The following is a 19005-nucleotide window of genomic DNA, read 5'->3' as shown; positions in this document are numbered from 1 at the left end:
CATTCACGTTAGGAACGGCTTCATGAACTTCCGCTCATCTCTCGCCTGTGCCTCGAGCGATATCGCCCGCTGGGGGCTGCGCTCCGTCCTTAAGCGCCAGGGCGGCGTACTCCCCGGCCGCATCGCCATGAAGATCGACCCCGAGCTGCTAAGCGACCTCGCGAGCCTGGTCGACCGCAGCGTGGTGATCACCGGCACCAACGGCAAGACCACCACCTCCAACCTCATCGCCGACGCCGTTGCTGCCAGCGGTGCTACCGTGGTGTGCAACCGTGCCGGCAACAATATGGAGCCTGGTGTGGTGGGTGCTCTGCTCGAGGCCCGCGGCGGCCTTAAGCACACCAGCAGTGGCAAGCGCGTAGGCGTTTTTGAATGCGATGAGCTCTACACTGTGCGCGTCCTGCCCAAGCTCAAGCCGACGTACTTCGTGCTGCTCAACCTGTTCCGTGACCAGCTAGATCGCTATGGCGAGATCGATCACACCCAGGAGGTCATCGCCCACGCGTTGGAGCTTTCGCCGGCAACGACGCTCATCTACAACGCCGACGACCCGCTGTGCGCCTCGATTGCCGCGCGCGTTCCCAACGCGAGTATTGCCTTTGGCATCGACGGCGCCACGGGCACCGAGTCCGACCGCATTAGCGACTCGCGCTTTTGCTCGCAGTGCAACGCCCCGTTGGAGTACGACTACGTACAGTATGGTCAACTCGGCGCCTACCATTGCCCCTCGTGCGGCTGGGCCCGCCCTGCGCTTGTCCGTCGCGTGACGGGCGTGGAACTCGGCTGCGACGGCTACGGCTTTGACCTTGTCTTTGGACCCGATACCGACGCACCCGCAACGCACATCGCCACGCGCTACAACGGTCTGTACATGGTCTATAACGTTGCCGCCGCCTTCTTTGCCACACACGAGTTGGGCGTGAACACGGCGCTTCTACAGCCTACGCTCGATGCCTATGTGCCTGCCGGCGGTCGTATGGGGCGCTGGGATATCGCCGGCCGCACCGTCGAGGCCAACCTGGCCAAGAATCCCGTAGGCTTCGATCGACAAATCCAGTCCATCAAGACGGCAGGCGGCAGACTCTGCGCTTTCTTCCTCAATGACAACGACGCCGACGGCCACGATGTCTCGTGGATCTACGACGTCGACTTCGAGCGCATCGCCGATACCTCGGGGCTTGTCGCCTTTGCCGGCGGCACGCGTGCACACGATATGCAGGTGCGCCTCAAGTACGCCGGCATCGACGCCGCCATTATCTCGGACGTCGCGCAGGCAATTGGCGCCATGGCAGACGAGGCCGCCGATGACACCTTCTACGCCGTCGCCAACTACACGGCCTTCCCGCCGCTGGTCAAAGAACTCGACGGGCTCAAAGGCACCGATGCAAGTTCGGTCGCCTCCCACGCCGTAACGCGCGCCGATGGTAGCGCTGTCCCCACCGATATCGCGCCAGTCGAGCTCTCGCGCCCGCTGCGCATCGTCTACCTGTATCCCGATGCCCTCAACCTCTATGGCGACGGCGGCAACGTCATCGCCCTCGAGCGCCGCTGCGCCTGGCGCGGCATCCCCGTTCGCGTGGATGAGGTCCGCATGGGCGAGGTGCTCGATCTGCATGATGCCGATATCGTCATGATGGGCGGCGGATCCGATCGCGACCAGCTAGCCGTGGCACACGAGCTGCTCGCCCAAAAAGACAAGGTCGCAGCCTATGTTGAGGACGGCGGTTCGCTGCTCGCCATCTGCGGCAGCTATCAGCTGCTCGGCCGTTCGTACTATATGGGCGAAAATCGCATCGAGGGCCTGGGCGTCATTGCCGCCGAGACCGTACGCGGCTCCGACCGCCTGATCGGCAACGTCGCCGTCAAGACCGACCTGGCACCCGAGCCCTTTGTGGGATTCGAGAACCACGGTGGCCGCACGCTTTTGGACGCCGATGCCACGCCGCTCGGAACGTCCGTCGTCACGGGCACCGGCAACAACGGCGACGATGGCTTTGAGGGTCTCATCTACAAGGGTGTCATCGGCACGTACCTGCATGGCCCGGCGCTGCCCAAGAACCCCGAACTCGCCGACTGGCTCATCGCGCACGCCCTCGAGCGCCGTGGCGACACACAGGCCGCCGCCCTGCTGCCGCTCAAACCCCTCGACGACACCTACGAGCACGCCGCCCACGACGCCGCCATGAAGCTCCTCTCCTAGCACCTCACCACCACAAAGGGGACAGGCACCTTTGTGGTGGTTTTCCAGTTTGCCAACGATATACGCGCCGGCAAAAAAGTCTGCTATACTCTTCCCCGCTGTCCCCATCGTCTAGCGGCCAAGGACGCCACCCTTTCAAGGTGGATATCGCGGGTTCGAATCCCGCTGGGGGCACCACAAAATCTGAGAAGCCCGTTACCAATTCGGTAGCGGGCTTTTTGCTACCGATATGCCGGGATTCGAACCCGACAGGGTGCGGATCCCGGCAAATCGGCGGCAAAACGGACTCCAAAGCGTCCTTCACAAACAAATAGCCGGGGCCCGCGCGATGCGGACCCCGGCTCAATACCGTGACGATATGTCAGTTACGCCCTACACGTAGAACAGGATGTCGTCGTAGGTCGGAACCGGCCAGTAGTCGGCGGCCACGATCTCCTCCATGGCGTCCACGGCGGCACGCAGCGTATCCATAGCGGGAACGACCTCGTGCGCGTACACGTTGGCCTGCTCCTGGCCATCGAGAGCCTCGGCCTTCTGATGTACGGCGTCGAGCGCCTTGATGGAGTTGTTGATGGCGGTGATACCGTTGCAGAGCTTGTTGAGCGTGTTCTGCTCGCACTGCATGGCGGCCTCAGCACCGGCGGCACGAATAGTCTCAAGGCCCTTAGCGACCTTGGTGGCATAGGCGGTAATGACCGGGCGATAGGTACGACGCGCCTCGCGAACCATCGTGGTAGCCTCGATGTTCATGAGCTTGTTGTACTTCTCGAGCTTGCAGTCATAGCGGCACTGAGCCTCGGCCTTGGTCAGGACGCCCGTCTCCTCAAAGAGCGCGATAGCCTTATCGGAAACAAAGGCGGGAAGAGCGTCGGCCGTGGTCTTGTTGTTGGCAAGGCCGCGCTTCTCGGCCTCGATGGGCCACTCGTCGGAGTAACCGTCGCCGGAGAACAGGATGCGCTGGTGATCGGTCAGCACCTTCTTGCAGTACTCGAGCGCGGCGTCCTGGAACTTATCCTCGGGCGTACCCTCGAGTGCGTCGGCGAAGGACTTGAGCGACTTGGCCACGGCGGCATCGAGCACCAGGTTGGAGTCGGAGACGTTCTGCTCGGAGCCGCAGGCACGGAACTCGAACTTGTTGCCGGTGAAGGCGAACGGGGAGGTGCGGTTGCGGTCGGTGTTGTCCTGCATCAGTTTGGGCAGGGTATCGGCGCCCAAGTCGAGCACGCCGCGCGTGGCATGGACGGAAGCTTTGCCATCGATGATCTTCTCGACAACCTCGGTGAGCTGGTCGCCCAGGAAGATGGACATAATCGCCGGAGGAGCCTCGTTGGCGCCCAGACGATGATCGTTGCCGGCCGAGGCGACGGAAGCGCGCAGGAGCTCCTGATAGTTATCGACGGCCTCGATCACCGCGGTGAGGAAGACGATGAACTGCAGGTTGTCGAGCGGGGTGTCGCCCGGATCGAGCAGGTTCTCGGACTCGGTGCCAAGCGACCAGTTGTTGTGCTTGCCCGAACCATTGATGCCCTCGAACGGCTTCTCGTGCAGCAGGCAGACCAGGTCATGGCGGGAAGCGATAAGCTTCATCTTCTCCATCATGACCAGGTTCTGGTCGATGGCCTCGTTGACCTCGCCATAGACGGGGGCGAGCTCATGCTGGCAGGGAGCAACCTCGTTGTGCTTGGTCTTGGCGGGAATGCCGAGCGCCCACAGCTCGTTGTCCAGGTCCTTCATATAGGACGAGACGGTGGGACGGATTGCGCCAAAGTAGTGTTCCTCGAGCTCCTGGCCCTTGCAGGGAGCGGCGCCAAAGAGCGTGCGGCCGGTGATGACCAGGTCCTTGCGCTTGCGGTAGGCGTCCTTCTTGATCAGGAAGTACTCCTGCTCGTCGCCCACGGAAGGAACGACCTTCTTTGGCGTCTTGCCGAACAGCGCCAAAACGCGCTTGGACTCACGCGAGAGCGCGGTCATGGAGCGCAGCAGCGGGGTCTTCTTGTCCAGGGCCTCACCCGTGTAGGAGCAGAAAGCCGTGGGGATGCACAGGACATCGTCCTTGATAAAGGCAGGGCTAGTGGGATCCCAGGCGGTGTAGCCACGGGCCTCGAAGGTGGCGCGAAGGCCGCCGTTGGGGAAGCTGGAGGCGTCCGGCTCGCCCTGGATGAGGTTCTTGCCCGTAAACTTGGTGATGGCGGTGCCGTCGTGGTTAGGCTCGAGGAAGCTGTCGTGCTTCTCGGAAGTGATGCCCGAAAGCGGCTGGAACCAGTGCGCGTAGTGCGTGGCGCCCTTGGAGATGGCCCATACCTTCATGGCGTGAGCGACGGCGTTGGCCACATCCAGGTCGAGGGGTTCACCGTCCTCGAGGGTTGCAGCAAGGCGCTTCCAAATGTCCTTGGGGAGGTAGTCCTTCATGACTTCCTCAGAGAACACCATGGTCCCGAAGCGGTCAGTAAGTTCGGCCATACGGAACTCCCTTCGTATCGGCACCGCGTGAGAAGCGGTGTTGATTACTAACGAACGAGCCATAGATTAGGCTCGTCGTGTTTCCGCAACATTACCGTTATGTTGCTGTCACGAAACCAATCAATGAGGTTACCGCATCGCGGCGGCGTTGCCGCCCTCAACAGCCAATCAACTGTATAAATTGCAGACCTCTCCCCATGGTTTAAGGGTAGTCAATTTGGGATGGGGCTCAATTAACTGGTATTTCGCATCAGATACCAGTCTTTATAGCCCGTGTCAAAATGAGCCGCTCTGCTATAGGAAATGCCGATAGCAAGGCATCTTTGATTGGTATCCCCCAAATAGTGAGTGAAACTCCACCGTGGCACAGTGGTGCTGTAGAATCCTTACAACACATCACACTATTACGTATCTAGAGGAGCACGATATGCGCGTCGACGAGGTTTTTAAGCAGGCAGCATCCCAGGGCACTGCACCCGTTTCGTTTGAGATGTTCCCGCCCAAGGGCGAGCTTACCCTCGACACGGCTCGCGAAGTGGCAGGCAATCTGTGCAAGCTTTCGCCGAGCTTTGTCTCGGTCACCTGCTCGGCTGGCGGCTCGGGCAACGGCGCCACCACCGCCCCCATCGCGCATATGATTACGAGCGAATTCGATACGCCCTCGGTGGCGCACCTCACCTGTGTGGGCCGTACCCACGCCGATATCGCCGCCAAGATCGATGAGTACCGCACCGCCGGCGTGGAAAACATCCTGGCCCTGCGTGGCGATCTCCCTGCCGGCGCGACCGAGGACGACAAGCCCGCCTCCGACTACGCCTACGCCCGCGACCTCATCCCCGAGCTCGTCGACGCCGGCTTTTGCGTGGGTGCCGCAGCCTACCCCGAGGGCCACATTGCCTGCGAGGATCTCAACCTCTCGGTCGAACACCTCAAGCAAAAACAGGACGCCGGCGCGAGCTTCTTTGTGACGCAGCTCTTCTTTGATAACGAGTGCTTCTATCGTTTTCGCGAGCTTGCCGACAAGGCCGGCATCACCGTGCCCATTACCGCAGGTATCATGCCGTTTATGGGCAAGTCGCAGATCAGCCGCATGGTCTTTATGTGCGGCGCGTCACTGCCCTCCCCCGTCATCAAGATTCTCGCCAAGTACGAGAACGACCCCGAGAGTCTGCAGGCAGCCGGTGTAGATTATGCCGCCCGTCAGCTTTGCGACCTTAAGGAGCACGGTGCCGCCGGTCTGCACCTGTACACTATGAACCGTCCTGCAATCGCCGCAACCATTATGGAGCGCTTGGGGTAATGGAAAAACCGCACATCGATACAACCGCTGTCGAAGTGCCGGCCGACCTTGCGTCGCCGGCGCTTTATCGTATCGATGATGCCCACCATCCCCGCGTCGATCGTGCCGAGATGCTGCGCTATCTGGGCTACGGCGGTCAGCAGATTGAGCCCGAGCTGTCGCAGCGTATTGAGCTTGTCGTTGAGCGTCTGGAACTGGACATTGAGCCCCGTGGCGTGCGCCGCGCATTTGCCATCGATGCCATGGGCGTGGACGAGCAGGGAGAGCCTTGCATTCGCTTGGTCGGCACCAACGTTGAGCTGCGCGGTCGCGACATCTATCGACATCTCAAAGACGCCCGCTTTGCCGCGCTCATGGCATGCACACTCGGCATGGACGCCGAGCGTCGTCTGCGCACCACGGGAGCCCAGCAGCCCCTGGAGGGAGCCGTGCTCGACGCCGCATGCTCTGCCTATGTAGAAGCCGCCGTCGAGCAGATGGACCAGCAGGTCAAGGCTGCGGCCGCCGCACACGGACTCGCCGGTAACTGGCGCTTCAGTCCCGGCTATGGCGACTGCCCGCTTACGGCCCAGCGCTCAATCGTGAATGCGCTCAACGCCACGCGGCTCATCGGGCTTACCGTCACGCCGACCAGCCTGCTCATGCCCACCAAGAGCGTGACCGCGGTGATTGGTCTGTTTGACGGCGAAGTCCACGACGCCCAGAGCCGCCCCACCTGCAATATCTGCCGCATGCGTGAGCACTGCCGCTTCCGCGCCGCCCACACCACCTGCTATTCCAGCCATTAGGAGCCATCGATGTTTACTCCGCTTATCACTCATGATCTGGACGGTGCCGCGCTGGCGGCGCCTGTTGATGCCGCACGCCGCAAAGGCGCTGCATACAAGACGCGCACAATCGACGACCTTCGCATTAAGAACGATCGTCTGCGCGCCGCCATCGAGGGCACGGGACACCTGCTGTTCGACGGCGGCATGGGCACCATGCTGCAGGCGGCCGGCATGAAGGCCGGAGCCCTGCCCGAGCTGCTCAACTTTGAGGAGCCCCAGGTCATCACCGACATCCAACGTCAGTACGTCGAGGCCGGGTGCGACGTGATCACCGCCAACACCTTTGGCGCCAACGCGCACAAGCTCGATGGCGCCGCCACCGTGGCAGATGTCTTTGCCGCCGCAGTCTCTTGCGCTCGCGCGGCCGGTGCCCACTACGTCGCCGGCGACATCGGCCCCATCGGCGCGCTGCTGCGCCCCCTGGGTACCCTGAGCTTCGACGAGGCCTACGACCTCTTTGCCGAGGAAGTGCGCGCCGGCGTCGCCGCGGGTGTGGACCTCTTTATTATCGAGACCATGACCGACCTGGCCGAGATCAAGGCGGCGGTCCTCGCCTGCCGCGAGAACTCCAACCTGCCCGTCTTTGCCACCATGACTTTTGAGGAAGACGGTCGCACCTTCCTGGGCACGAGTCCCGAGGTTGCCGCCATCACGCTCGATGCCATCGGCGCCGACGTTTTGGGCATCAACTGCAGCCAGGGACCGGCCGAGCTCCGAGGGCTCGCCGCTCGCATGCTCACCGTTACGGACAAGCCCATCATGGTGCAGGCCAACGCTGGACTGCCCCGCGTGGACGACGACGGCAACACCGTCTTTGATATCCAAGCCCCCGAATACGCCGAGGCCGTCGCCGGCATGATCGCCGACGGCGTGAGCGTCGTGGGCGGTTGCTGCGGTACCACGCCCACGCACATGGCAGCGCTGCGCACGCTTATCGATAACCACACGCCCAGTCCGCGCCACCGCAAGCCCAGCATGTCGGTCACAAGCGCCCAGACCGTGGTGGACCTCCCCTGCGACGGCCACAAAATCGCCGTCATCGGCGAGCGCATCAACCCCACCGGTAAAAAACGCCTGCAGCAGGCCCTGCGCGACGGCGATCTGGACTACGTCGTAAGCCAGGGCATCAGCCAGCAAGAACAGGGCGCCGATATCTTGGACGTCAACGTGGGCCTGCCCGAGATCGACGAGGTCAAGGTCATCCAGCAAGCGACCGAGCAGCTCCAAGGCTCCACGCTGCTGCCGCTGCAGATCGACTCCACCGACCCCGCAGCCGTCGAGGCCGCCGTGCGCCGCTACGCCGGCAAGCCCATCATCAACTCGGTCAATGGCAAGCAGCAGATCATGGATGAGATCTTTCCACTGGTCGCCCACTACGGCACCAACGTTGTCGGCCTTACGCTCGACGAAGGCGGCATCCCCGATACCGCCGAGGCTCGCTTCGCCATCGCCGAGCGCATCGTGGCCGAGGCTGCCCGCTACGGCATCGGACCGGACCGCATCCTCATCGACTGCCTGGTCATGACCGCCTCGACCAACCAGCGCCAGGCCGAGCAGATCCTGCGTGCCATGTCCCTGTGCAAGGAGCGCCTGGGTGTCAAATGCGCGCTCGGCGTGTCGAACATCAGCTTTGGCCTGCCTGCCCGCCCGCTGCTGGGCTCGGTCTTTTTGGCCGCCGCCTTTGGCGCGGGCCTGGACGCCCCCATCATGAACCCGGGCTCCAAGCGCTTTATGGACACCGTCTACAGCTATCGCGTGCTGAGCGTTGAGGACGAGGGCTCGACCGGATACATCGAACGCTACGCCGGCTGGACCGATCCCTATAAGATCGCCGCCAACCCGGCAGCAGCTCAGGCCGCATCGAGTGATGCCGCGCCGGCCGCGGGCACCGCGGGCACCGCCGGCACCGTCGGCAACGACGACCCGATTCGTCGCATGGTCGTCTCGGGCCGCAAAGGCGAGATCGCTGCCGAGACCGAGCGTCTGCTGGCAGACCACGACGCCATGGACCTCATCAACAATCACTTTATCCCCGCCCTCGACGAGGTTGGCGTCCTCTTTGACCAGGGCAAGTTCTTCTTGCCGCAGCTCATGGCCTCGGCCGAGGCCGCGCGCGTGGGCTTCGACACCATCAAGCGCCTGATGCCCGCCGGCGAGATCGCCGACAAGGGCAAGATCTGCGTGGCCACCGTCAAGGGCGACATCCACGATATTGGCAAGAACATCGTCAAAATGCTGCTCGACAACTACGGCTACACCGTCTTTGACCTGGGCCGCGATGTCGATCCGCAGGAGGTACTCAAGACCGTCAAGGAGCGCGATATCAAACTCGTCGGCCTCTCGGCGCTTATGACCACCACCGTCGTCGCCATGGAGGAGACCATCAAGCTGCTCCATGCCGAGGTTCCGGGCGTCAAGATTATCGTAGGCGGCGCCGTGCTCACCCCCGAATACGCCAAGCAGATCGGCGCGGACTACTACGCCAAGGATGCCGCCGAAAGCGCTCGTATCGCCGAAGAGGTCTTTGGGCAGTAACACAACGGAAACAACCGAGCACTAAAACGTGCCGCACGCGCCACTTGGCACGTGCGGCACGTTAGAATAGAAAAGACTATGCTCGTTTTGGCAGATAGGAGCGCAAGGATGGCGATCACGCCCGCAGAAATCGCGGAAACCCGCGGCATGGTTGAGGAACAGAACCTCGACATCAGGACCATCACCATGGGTGTTTCGCTCATGGGTTGCGGTGACGAGAACCTCGACCGCATGTGCACGAAGATCTACGACCATGTGACGCACACGGCTGAGCATCTGGTCGAGACCGCCGAGAACCTCGAGCGCGAGTACGGTATCCCCATTGTCAACAAGCGCGTTTCCGTCACCCCGGTGGCGCAGATCGCCGCGTGCTGCAAGGATGAGGACCTCACCCCCATCGCGCATGCCCTCGACCGCGCGGCCGAGACGCTCGGCATCGATTACCTGGGCGGCTTCTCCGCACTCGTCCAGAAGGGCATCGGCGACGCCGACCGCCGCGTCATTCAGTCCATCCCCCAGGCGCTCGCCACCACGAGCCGTGTCTGCTCCAGTGTCAACGTCGCCAGCCTGCGCGCCGGCATCAACATGGACGCCGTGCTTATGGCCGCCCAGACCATCATCGATGCCGCTAAACTCACGGCCGACCAGGATTCCGTCGGCGCTTCCAAGTTTGTCTGCTTTGCTAACATGGTCGAGGACTCCCCGTTTATGGCGGGCGCCGTCCACGGCGGTGGCGAGGCCGACGCCGTCATCAACGTAGGCGTCTCGGGCCCCGGCGTTATGGCCGCAGCCCTGGAGACGCTGCCCGATTCCGCATCGATGATGGAAGTCGCCGAAAAGATTAAGCAGACCGCCTTTAAGATCACCCGTGCCGGCGAGCTCATGAGCCGCGAGGCCGCCCATCGCCTGGGTGTCGAGAAGGGCATCGTCGACCTGTCGCTGGCTCCCACGCCTGCCATCGGCGACTCCGTCGCGCGCATCCTCGAGATCATCGGCGTGGGCACCTGCGGTGGCCCGGGCACGACCTGCGCGCTCGCCATGCTCAACGATGCCGTCAAGAAGGGCGGCGTCATGGCCAGCTCCAGCGTGGGCGGTCTCTCCGGCGCTTTCATCCCCGTGTCCGAGGACGCCGGCATGATCGCCGCCGTCGAAGCCGGTGCGCTTTCGCTCGAGAAGCTCGAGGCCATGACCTGCGTGTGCTCCGTCGGCCTGGACATGATCGCCATCCCCGGCGACACCCCGGTCGAGACCATCGCCGGCATCATCGCCGACGAGATGGCCATCGGCGTCATCAACAACAAGACCACGGCCGTCCGCGTGATTCCCGCCATCGGCAAGGGCGTGGGCGACTGCGTCGAGTACGGCGGCCTGTTCGGCCGTGCACCCATCATGCCGGTGAACCCCAACGCCGGCACCGTGCTTGCCCATCGCGGTGGACGTTTCCCGGCGCCGCTGAACTCGCTGAAGAACTAGCTGAGGGGGACTGGCGAGGAGCCCCGGGGAGGGCAAATATATAAGGTCGCCTGCTCGGACAGTCCTGGCTCGCACGGAGAGCACATTAAGTGCTCTCCGGCTCGTGCGGAACTCGCGATCGACCTTATATATTTGCCCTCCCCGGGGCTCCCGCACAACGGGCCCTCGGTTGGGTTCTATCCCTTTGGCAGTCGCTTCGCTTCTGCCCTACTTTGCTGGTATGGCGGTTTGGCGTTGGATCGGTTCTTTCTGATATATGCTGGTTGCGGCTCTTCTTTTGGGAGGGGCCGCTTTTTTGTTGCTAGGAGGTTGGCCCGTGGCTGATGATTTGATTCGTTCTGAACTGCTTTCTGCGGATTGGAATGGCGAATGGATGCGTCTGCAGGCTGGTCGGCGGCGAGCTGATGATTCTTTTGAGTGGGATAAGCGGGCTCGGCATTTTCGTCCGTTGGAGACTGCCCCCTACGCCCGAGATTTTATAAAGCTGTTAGCGCTGGAGCCTGGTGAGTCGGTGCTTGATATGGGATGTGGAGCTGGGTCGATTGCTATTCCGCTTGCGCAAGACAGGCATCCCGTGATTGCCGCTGATTTTTCCCCTGCCATGTTGGGCACCCTAGATGCTGGCATTGAATACTATGGGCTCGAGGACCTTATTACGCCGCTTGAGCTTGCTTGGGATGATGACTGGGATTTGGTTGGACCGGTCGCGAAAGCGGTGGATGTTGCCTTTGCCAGTCGGTCGGTTACGACGACCAATCTAAAAGATGCGCTTGCCAAGCTTAATCGAACGGCTCGTCGGCGTTGTGCTGTCACGATGGTCGCCAACTCCAGCCCGCGCTATGATCTGCACTTGATGAACGCCATCGGCGCCTCGGTTACCTGCAGCAATGGCTTTGTGTACGCCTTTAACATTCTCATTCAGATGGGTGCCCTGCCGCAGGTCACGTACTTTGAATCGCCTCGTCGCGATACCTTCGATAGCCTTGAGGCAGGCGTGGCGGATTTTTCCCGTATGCTCGAGCATGGCAACGAGGATAAGGTCGACCGTCTGCGCGACTACATCGCCCAACACATGATCGAGAATCCCCATGCCGGTGAGCCGGGCTCCAAGGGCGTGCCGCAGGGGTGCTATATGCTCGACCATATCCGTAAGGCTCGCTGGGCGTTTATTGCATGGGAACCGGTCTCTGAATCCCGCTCGTAGCCCGTTCACAGCCCGAGCTGCCCATCACCTCGGCATCCGCATTCTTTGCGAACTGGGCAAACGCGCCCCACACCGCGCCGTTCCTGCGCTATCGTGGGACAGCTCACGTAGATTAAGGCCCCGTCGCGGGGCGCCCCATACATAGAAAGCGAGAACCCATGGCACTGACAGGAGCCCAGGTCAAGCAGCTTCGCAGCATGGCCCATCACCTCAACCCCGCCATCATCATCGGTAAGTCCGATGTCAACGAGGGCACCGTCGAGCAGACGGTCGCCTACCTGGAGAAGCACGAGCTCGTTAAGTGCTCCGTGCTCGATGGCTCCAGTCTTTCCGCCCGCGAGGCCGCCGAAGAGCTCGCTGAGCGCTGCCACGCCGAGGTCGTCCAGGTCATCGGCCGCAAGTTCTCGCTGTATCGCGAGTCCTCGCGCAAGGACATCGAGAAGATCAAGCTCGTCTAAGAGCCAATGATCCGGCGAGCCAACACATAGCGAGCTTACGGGTGCCCAAGTACTTCGGGCGCCCGTTTTTATCGCTCGACCAGCACGCGATTGAGCCGCCCCTCCACCAAGCGCTCGTATAGACGCCGCGTCTCGGGCTCGGGCACGCCATTGACCTGCTCCCTCAGATGGTGCATATGCCCGCTGTACAGCTCGACGATATCGCGCCGCCGCCCCGCCGCACTGTAGACACGCATGGCGCAGCGCACCATATCCTCACGCGCCGTTTCCTGTCGAAGACCCGACTCCGCCAGCCAAATCGCCGACTGCAGGTCGTTTTCTTCTAGAGCGGCATTTGCTCCCTTAATCATGCAATCGATATACTTTGACTGCATAATGCGTCGCATACGCAAAAAGTAGGTGGGATTACAGCCATTGGGAACATACAGCGGTCCGGCATAAAGCTGCTCAATCTTAAGGCACAGCTCAACTAAATGGGGCCCGCGCGCACCCGTTCGATTTCCCAAAACCTCGCGGCTTATCTGGTCAAACAGCCGTACATCGGTCTTGACGTAGTCGCCGTTGAGTCCGATGCATTCATTTTGGATGAGCACACACGACTTGCCATCCGGCGTCGGTCCCAAAGCCGACCGCAAGCGCGATATCGTCGAGTACAGGTTGTTGCGGGCGCTATTGAACTCGGCATGGGGCCACAGCTCCATAGCCAGCGTCTCACGATCGACGAGCGCATCCATGCCCAGCGCAAGCCGCTCGGCAAGTGTCGCCGCCTTCTTGCGGCGCCACATTTTGTCCGTGATGGGAAACCCGTCGCGTTCGGCGCGAAACGCACCAAACATGCGAATCTCGATATGGTCGATGGTATCAACGGCTTCAACCTCGCCGGCCTGAAATAAGCGCTCGCCCTCCCCTTCCAGATCATCGCGCAGCGAGTACCGCGACAGCTCGCGCACGGGAAGCTTCTTGCGAATCCTGGTCGCCGGCTCGCCCAGACAATGCATGGCAAGGCGCGCAAAGAGCCGATACGATGGCTCTAGAATCCCCGCACGATTCATGGACATCCAGGCCGCAAGGTCGCTGTCCCGTCCCGCACAGGCCAAATGCAGCGCCACCATCCAGGCCTCCGCTCCACCAACCTGTGTCTGGCTTATATCGAGTAACTCCGCTTCCTCGCGCACCGAAACCATCGAGGTGTTACGCAGATACGCCGCGCGCTCCAGCAGCAATGCGTTATCGCGCATGTACGCAATCGACTCCTCGGCAAGTTTGAGCACTTGGACCGCACGGAACTTTGCATTAACCGGCCGTCCCTCTGCCAGCGACTGCCAGCCTTCTAGCAACAGGCCAAACAGCTGAATCTGGTTGTCGCGCATGCGCACGGCAAAACGATCGAGCTCGTTGAACGCCGCGTCGTCGGTTACCGGCAAGCCGGAAAGGAGCCGCCGTGCCGCCAACACCATGCGCACCCAGATAGCCATCGCCTTAAGCCCACGTACGTCGAGCGCCTCCCGCACCACCGTCATCTCGTCGTCGCGCTCGTCGGTTCCCGCGAACGACCCATCAAAGAGCTCCACCAGCATGCTATCGGCCCGTATAACAATCCCCGCAATGTCGAGCTCGCAGTCGTAGGCCTTGCTCGTTTTGAGCTGCTGTAGAACGCCGCCGTCATCTCCCCGCTCGGTCAGACAGCGCTTGACCTCGATATGCGCAGACAACATGTCGAGTGCGGTGTGGGATGTCTCGATTTCTGGCACGGCCAAGTTCGCAGGAAGCCCAAGCCCGTTGTCCCCATAGCAAACAGCCGTCAGTGTCTGGGCCACCCTCCATGAAACAGGGCCTATTTCGCAGGCCGCCCGTTCGCCCCCGCGCTCGATAACCGATGCCATATAGCGAGCGAGCTTTGTATTGGACACGCTGACCGCTGCCAGATATACGCCAAGCGCCTCGGCAGGCGTTGGCTCTGGAGCCGGATCGTCGGCATCGATCGTGCCCAGCGCTGCTCGGCAGATATCGGCCCCGTGCCCCGTCAGAGCAAGATCGACCCCATACTGCCCAACAAGTTCAAGGACCGCCTCACGGTCCAAAAAGGCGTCCGCCAGGCCCATCGCCGCATCGCATCGGCCCGCCTTAAGCAAAATCCGGGCTGCCCTCGGAACAAGTTCGGGGCGAATCTCGGCCACCAACTTACGCAAACGCAAGCGTCCGTTATCCTCCGTGCCCAGACACGTAAAACTCCGCTCGGCGGGATCCAAGCCAAAGATCGGGTAGTCGCGTACAAAGTAGGACTGGTCGACCATCGACAGCCTCACCCCACAGGCCTCGAGTTCTGCGATATTGCCCTCGCCCATCAAAATCATGAGACATGCCACGCAAAACAGCGCATTATTGTCGAGCGAAGCCAGATCGGCAAGTGCCGCGCCATATACGTTGACAATCTCGTTTTCGAGCAGTCCGGCTACGTCGCCTTGGCCATACAGACCCGTCTGCAATGCCGAAACGAGCTCGGGCACGCCCTGTGTGAGCTGATAAAAGTCGAGCGACGTGCTGATCGAAAACGCCGATGCCCACGCCGAATACTCATAGGCATGCACCTTGAGCATCTGCGCATTGATCTTAACCGAATCGCCCAGCCCGTGAATCAGCTGACGATTTGAAGGACGGCAGGAGATAAAGACCCCTACCCCCATAGCGCGCAGGCCGCGAATCCTGTCGATGAGGTCTTCGGTATCGTGCTGATCGAGGTTTGGCACATTATCAATCGCGATAAGGGAGTGCGGTTTGTCTTTGAGTTCTTCGGTAACCACCTCGAGCTGCATAAACACCTCGCGCCCAATGGCGCGATCGGCCTCGATAATCCGCACGGGGCCTCGCGTCGGGTCGAATTTAACCTCATGGGTGTACTGCAGCAGCACCGAGGTCTTCCCAAACCCGTCGGGCGCATAAAGAACCACGATGCCGGCCTTTCGGCCCTTGGCTATAAGCTCATTCATCAAGCGTTCGCGGCGCACCATATAGCCTCCGCCCAGCGGCATCAGCTCGAGGCCGTCTATACTGCTCAAATCGTTTACCATGCCCGCTCCTCAACTCGACCGTATGGACACTGTAACCGCAAGACCATACAGGCCGCGCCATGAATAAAGCGGCCTTGTGTTTTAGGTTGTCTTTTGGTACGCAAGCGGCAAGTTTTTGTACAGCAAGGGCCGATTGTTATTAATCCCCCGACTAATCGGTCTTTAAGCAGGTAAATGAGCTTGTCAGCTTGTCCCATCTAAGCGGCAGTGTAACGCAAATGAACAAGGTTCAGCCATGTCATTCAACTCGCCTAGCACCCGCTACCGTCTACGACCTTTTAGTGGCATTTTTGCATAGAATCTGGTATGGAATGAATCAAGCTGTTGGGCATCCGGCATTCGCCAAGCTTGCGGCAAGATTTTGGTCAAGCGGGCGGAAAGGGATAGCAAAAAGGCCCCCGCAAAGCGGAGGCCTTAGGCAAGGCTATGTCGAGGTGCAGGATTCGCGCTACTCGCAGAGCGAAAGGGCGGCCTCGTCGGCAACGACAACGCAGTTGGTGTGCAGCTGCAGGATCGAAGCCGGGCACGCGGGCGTAACCGGGCCATAGCACATGTCATGCACGGCCTGAGCCTTGGCCTCGCCGTTGGCGACGACCAGGATCATGCGGGCATACATGATGGTCTGGGTGCCCATGGTGTAGGCCTGACGGGGAACGTCGTCGATGCTGTCGAACAGGCGGCTGTTGGCCTGAATGGTGCTCTCGGTGAGATCGACGCAGTGCGTGCCCTTGGAGAAGTGGTCATCGGGCTCGTTGAAGCCGATGTGGCCGTTGTTGCCAATGCCGAGCAGCTGCAGATCCGGGTAACCGGCGGCGGCGACGATCTTGTCGTACTCAGAGCAGGCAGCGGCGGCGTCGGGGTTGGAACCGTCGGGCACATGCGTGTTGTTCAGGTCGATGTTGATGTGATCGAAGAAGTTCTCACGCATAAAGTAGTGATAGCTCTGGGGATCGTCGTGCGAAAGGCCGCGATACTCGTCCAGGTTGTAGGTGCTGACCTCGGCAAAGTCGACGTCGCCCTTCTCGTACCAAGCAGCGAGCTGCTTGTAGGCACCGATCGGGGTGGAGCCGGTGGCAAGGCCCAGCACGCAGTCGGGCTTGAGAATAACCTGCGCCGAGATGATATTGGCTGCCTTGCGGCTCATATCCTCGTAGTCTTTAGCTTTAATGATCTTCATTACGCGTCCTTTCTCGTACAAGAGAGGCAAGGCTCCCCTTACAAGCACTTGCCCGCGGCCCGCGTCGGCCGCAACCAACGTGTGCGGCCACCAGGGCGAGGTCGCGTAATGTATGTGTCTCGTGTCTAGCCGCGTCGAGGCCCCTGCCCGTCCACGGTGACCCGAAGCCTTTTAGCTTCGGACAAATCCCATCTTGCCACGGAGGGCGTCCTCTTTCAAGGGCGCCCTCCATAAACGTGTTTGAATTGTAGGCTAATGGCCACGTGCACTTGCTAGCGCTCGCGAGCAACGATGAGCTGGTCCATCTCTTCGACATGCACGCCAACGGAGCCCTTGATGCTCGAGAACTCAACGGAGTTGCACACCAAGATGGGAACCGTCACATCGTAGCCCTCGGCAGCAATTGCCTCGCGATCGAACTCAATGAGCACATCGCCCTTATGGACGATGTCACCCACTTGCGCATGTACGGTAAAGTGCTTGCCCTCAAGCCGAACAGTGTCCAAACCAACGTGGATGAGCACGTCCAAGCCATCGACCGTGTTAAGCGCAACAGCGTGTCCCGTGGGAAAAATGGCCTCGACCTTGGCATCAGCCGGTGCAATCACACGCGTGCCGGTAGGCTGAATCGCCACGCCCTGGCCCAAAAGGCCGGTGGCAAATGTCTGGTCGTTTACCTCGGAAAGCGGAATGACGTCGCCCGAGATGGGAGCATCCAGCGTAAGGACTCGACCACGCATACCAAAAGACCTTAGGACTTTAGTGAACATGCTCCCCCTCGGACATACCAATCGACCAAAATAGCCTTAACAGTTTACCACTTGGCACTCGTTTTTGACCATTAGGGAAGTTCGCGCTTGACAACCTCGACGATGTCGTCAACAACGCGCTGGGTCAGCTCGTGCGTCTCGGCCTCGGCCATAACGCGGACCAGCGGCTCGGTACCGCTCGGACGCACCAGAATGCGACCGCGGCCGTCAAGTTCCTTCTCGGCAGCAGCGACAGCATCCCAGATGGGCTGGCAATCGTCCAGACCAGCCTTGTTGTCGGAATGCACGTTGACGAGTACCTGCGGGTACTTCTTCATGATGCCGGCAAGATCGGTGAGGGTACGACCGGTGCGCTTGAGCACGGCCAGCAGCTGAAGAGCCGTCACCAGGCCGTCACCGGTGGTGTTGTGCTCCAGGAAGATGATGTGGCCGGACTGTTCGCCGCCGATGACGGCGCCATCCGCGAGCATACGCTCCAGAACGTAGCGATCGCCCACGGCGGTCTGAACCATTTCGAAGCCCTGATCCTTCATAGCGATGGAGAAGCCCAGGTTGCACATGACGGTCGAGACGATCTCGGAGTTGGCGAGCTTGCCGCGAGCGGCCAGGTCGGAACCGCAGATAGCCAGGATGTAGTCACCATCGATCTCGTTGCCCTCGCTGTCCACGAACAGCACGCGATCGGCGTCGCCGTCGTGGGCCAGGCCGATATCGGCGTGGGTGCGCAGCACGAGCTCGCGCAGGGGCTCAAGGTGCGTAGAGCCGCACTCAACGTTAATGTCAGTGCCACAGTAATCGGTGTTGATGGCATGGACCGTGGCACCCAGGCGCTGCAGCGCGGCGGGCGTAGTCTGGCAGGAAGCACCATGACCGCAGTCGACGGCAACGACTAGGCCATCGAGCCTCAGGCCATCAAGCGTATCGATGGCGTGGTCGACGTATGCCTTGCGAGCGTCCTTCATCTTGATAATGTGGCCCACGCCGGCGCCGGTCGGCAACGTGTCGGCAGCCATGGCCTCCTCGGACATGACCCAGGCGCTGATCTCTTCCTCAACCGCGTCGGGAAGCTTCATGCCCTTGCGGCTAAAGAACTTGATGCCGTTGAACTCCGGCGGATTGTGCGAAGCAGAGATGACGATGCCGCCGTCGAGCTCGTTCTGGACGGTGAGCAGCGCCACGGCAGGCGTGGGGATGACGCCGCAGCAGTGCGGACGGCCGCCCTCGGCCATGATGCCGGCGGTCAGAGCGCTCTCGAGCATGGTGCCCGAAAGACGCGTGTCGCGGCCGACGCAGATATCCGGACCAAGAAACTTGGTCGCCGCGCGGCCCAGGCGAAACGCAAGGTCGCACGAGAGGTCGGCATTGGCGACGCCACGGACGCCGTCGGTACCGAAGATGTTCTGGGGCATAGGATCGCTCCTTCCCTAGCAGGCGATATGCAACCGCCCACCCTAGTCGAAAAAGAAAAGCGGGACCCGCCGAGGAATCGGCAGGCCCCGCTTGTACATTGTATCTCGAAAGGAGATAAAA

Annotated in this window: 12 protein-coding genes and 1 tRNA gene; 8 read left to right on the top strand and 5 right to left on the bottom strand. The window is 61.3% G+C overall.

Translation table 11 applies throughout. The features are described from left to right. Nucleotides 1–22 precede the first annotated feature (22 nt). Nucleotides 23–2200 (top strand): MurT ligase domain-containing protein, encoded by a 2178-nt coding sequence (locus DW211_RS10325; RefSeq protein WP_233540982.1) that lies wholly within the window; start codon nt 23–25, stop codon nt 2198–2200. A gap of 100 nt (nt 2201–2300) precedes the next feature. After that, a tRNA-Glu gene (locus DW211_RS08155) sits at nt 2301–2377 on the top strand. A 195-nt stretch (nt 2378–2572) separates the two neighbouring features. On the opposite strand, the gene DW211_RS08150 is transcribed toward DW211_RS08155, so the two are convergent. After that, nucleotides 2573–4660, bottom strand: coding sequence for a glutamine synthetase III (locus tag DW211_RS08150; RefSeq protein WP_118260210.1), 2088 nt, complete (start codon nt 4658–4660; stop codon nt 2573–2575). Between the two features lie 427 nt (nt 4661–5087). On the opposite strand from DW211_RS08150, the gene DW211_RS08145 reads away from it, so the two are divergent. The 6 genes from DW211_RS08145 (at nt 5088) to DW211_RS08120 (ending at nt 12460) form a co-directional block, all read left to right on the top strand. Then, a complete protein-coding gene (locus DW211_RS08145; protein ID WP_117805959.1) occupies nt 5088–5960 on the top strand; it encodes a methylenetetrahydrofolate reductase in 873 nt (290 codons plus the stop codon). Beyond that, a complete protein-coding gene (locus DW211_RS08140; RefSeq protein ID WP_117805960.1) occupies nt 5960–6748 on the top strand; it encodes a hypothetical protein in 789 nt (262 codons plus the stop codon). The genes DW211_RS08145 and DW211_RS08140 overlap by 1 nt, the downstream gene beginning before the upstream one ends. A 9-nt stretch (nt 6749–6757) precedes the next feature. Beyond that, on the top strand, nt 6758–9325 hold the full coding sequence (locus tag DW211_RS08135) for a homocysteine S-methyltransferase family protein (RefSeq protein ID WP_199576741.1): 2568 nt from the start codon (nt 6758–6760) through the stop codon (nt 9323–9325). Nucleotides 9326–9433: 108 nt separating this feature from the next. Then, nucleotides 9434–10798, top strand: a complete 1365-nt coding sequence (locus DW211_RS08130; RefSeq protein ID WP_035136908.1) for a PFL family protein — start codon at nt 9434–9436, stop codon at nt 10796–10798. 316 nt (nt 10799–11114) lie between these two features. Then, nucleotides 11115–12002, top strand: a complete 888-nt coding sequence (locus DW211_RS08125) for a methyltransferase domain-containing protein (protein WP_233540981.1) — start codon at nt 11115–11117, stop codon at nt 12000–12002. A gap of 158 nt (nt 12003–12160) precedes the next feature. After that, nucleotides 12161–12460: a YhbY family RNA-binding protein gene (locus DW211_RS08120; protein ID WP_006234690.1), complete on the top strand. Its 300-nt coding sequence runs from the start codon at nt 12161–12163 to the stop codon at nt 12458–12460. 68 nt (nt 12461–12528) lie between these two features. Here the strand turns inward: DW211_RS08120 and DW211_RS08115 are convergent, their stop codons facing one another. The 4 genes from DW211_RS08115 to glmM form a co-directional block, all read right to left on the bottom strand. Then, on the bottom strand, nt 12529–15528 hold the full coding sequence (locus DW211_RS08115) for a BTAD domain-containing putative transcriptional regulator (RefSeq protein WP_118260207.1): 3000 nt from the start codon (nt 15526–15528) through the stop codon (nt 12529–12531). Nucleotides 15529–15976: 448 nt separating this feature from the next. After that, nucleotides 15977–16705 (bottom strand): glucosamine-6-phosphate deaminase, encoded by a 729-nt coding sequence (gene nagB / locus DW211_RS08110; RefSeq protein WP_055251013.1) that lies wholly within the window; start codon nt 16703–16705, stop codon nt 15977–15979. Nucleotides 16706–16977: 272 nt separating this feature from the next. Then, the gene (locus tag DW211_RS08105; protein ID WP_369831898.1) at nt 16978–17445 is read right to left on the bottom strand and encodes a PTS glucose transporter subunit IIA; all 468 of its coding nucleotides are present in this window, start codon (nt 17443–17445) and stop codon (nt 16978–16980) included. 101 nt (nt 17446–17546) lie between these two features. Then, the gene (glmM, locus tag DW211_RS08100; RefSeq protein WP_118260205.1) at nt 17547–18884 is read right to left on the bottom strand and encodes a phosphoglucosamine mutase; all 1338 of its coding nucleotides are present in this window, start codon (nt 18882–18884) and stop codon (nt 17547–17549) included. Nucleotides 18885–19005 lie beyond the last annotated feature (121 nt).

The sequence above is a fragment of the Collinsella sp. AM18-10 genome (assembly GCF_003471585.1).
Taxonomy (GTDB): domain Bacteria; phylum Actinomycetota; class Coriobacteriia; order Coriobacteriales; family Coriobacteriaceae; genus Collinsella.
This window is presented reverse-complemented; position numbering and strand designations above follow the sequence as displayed.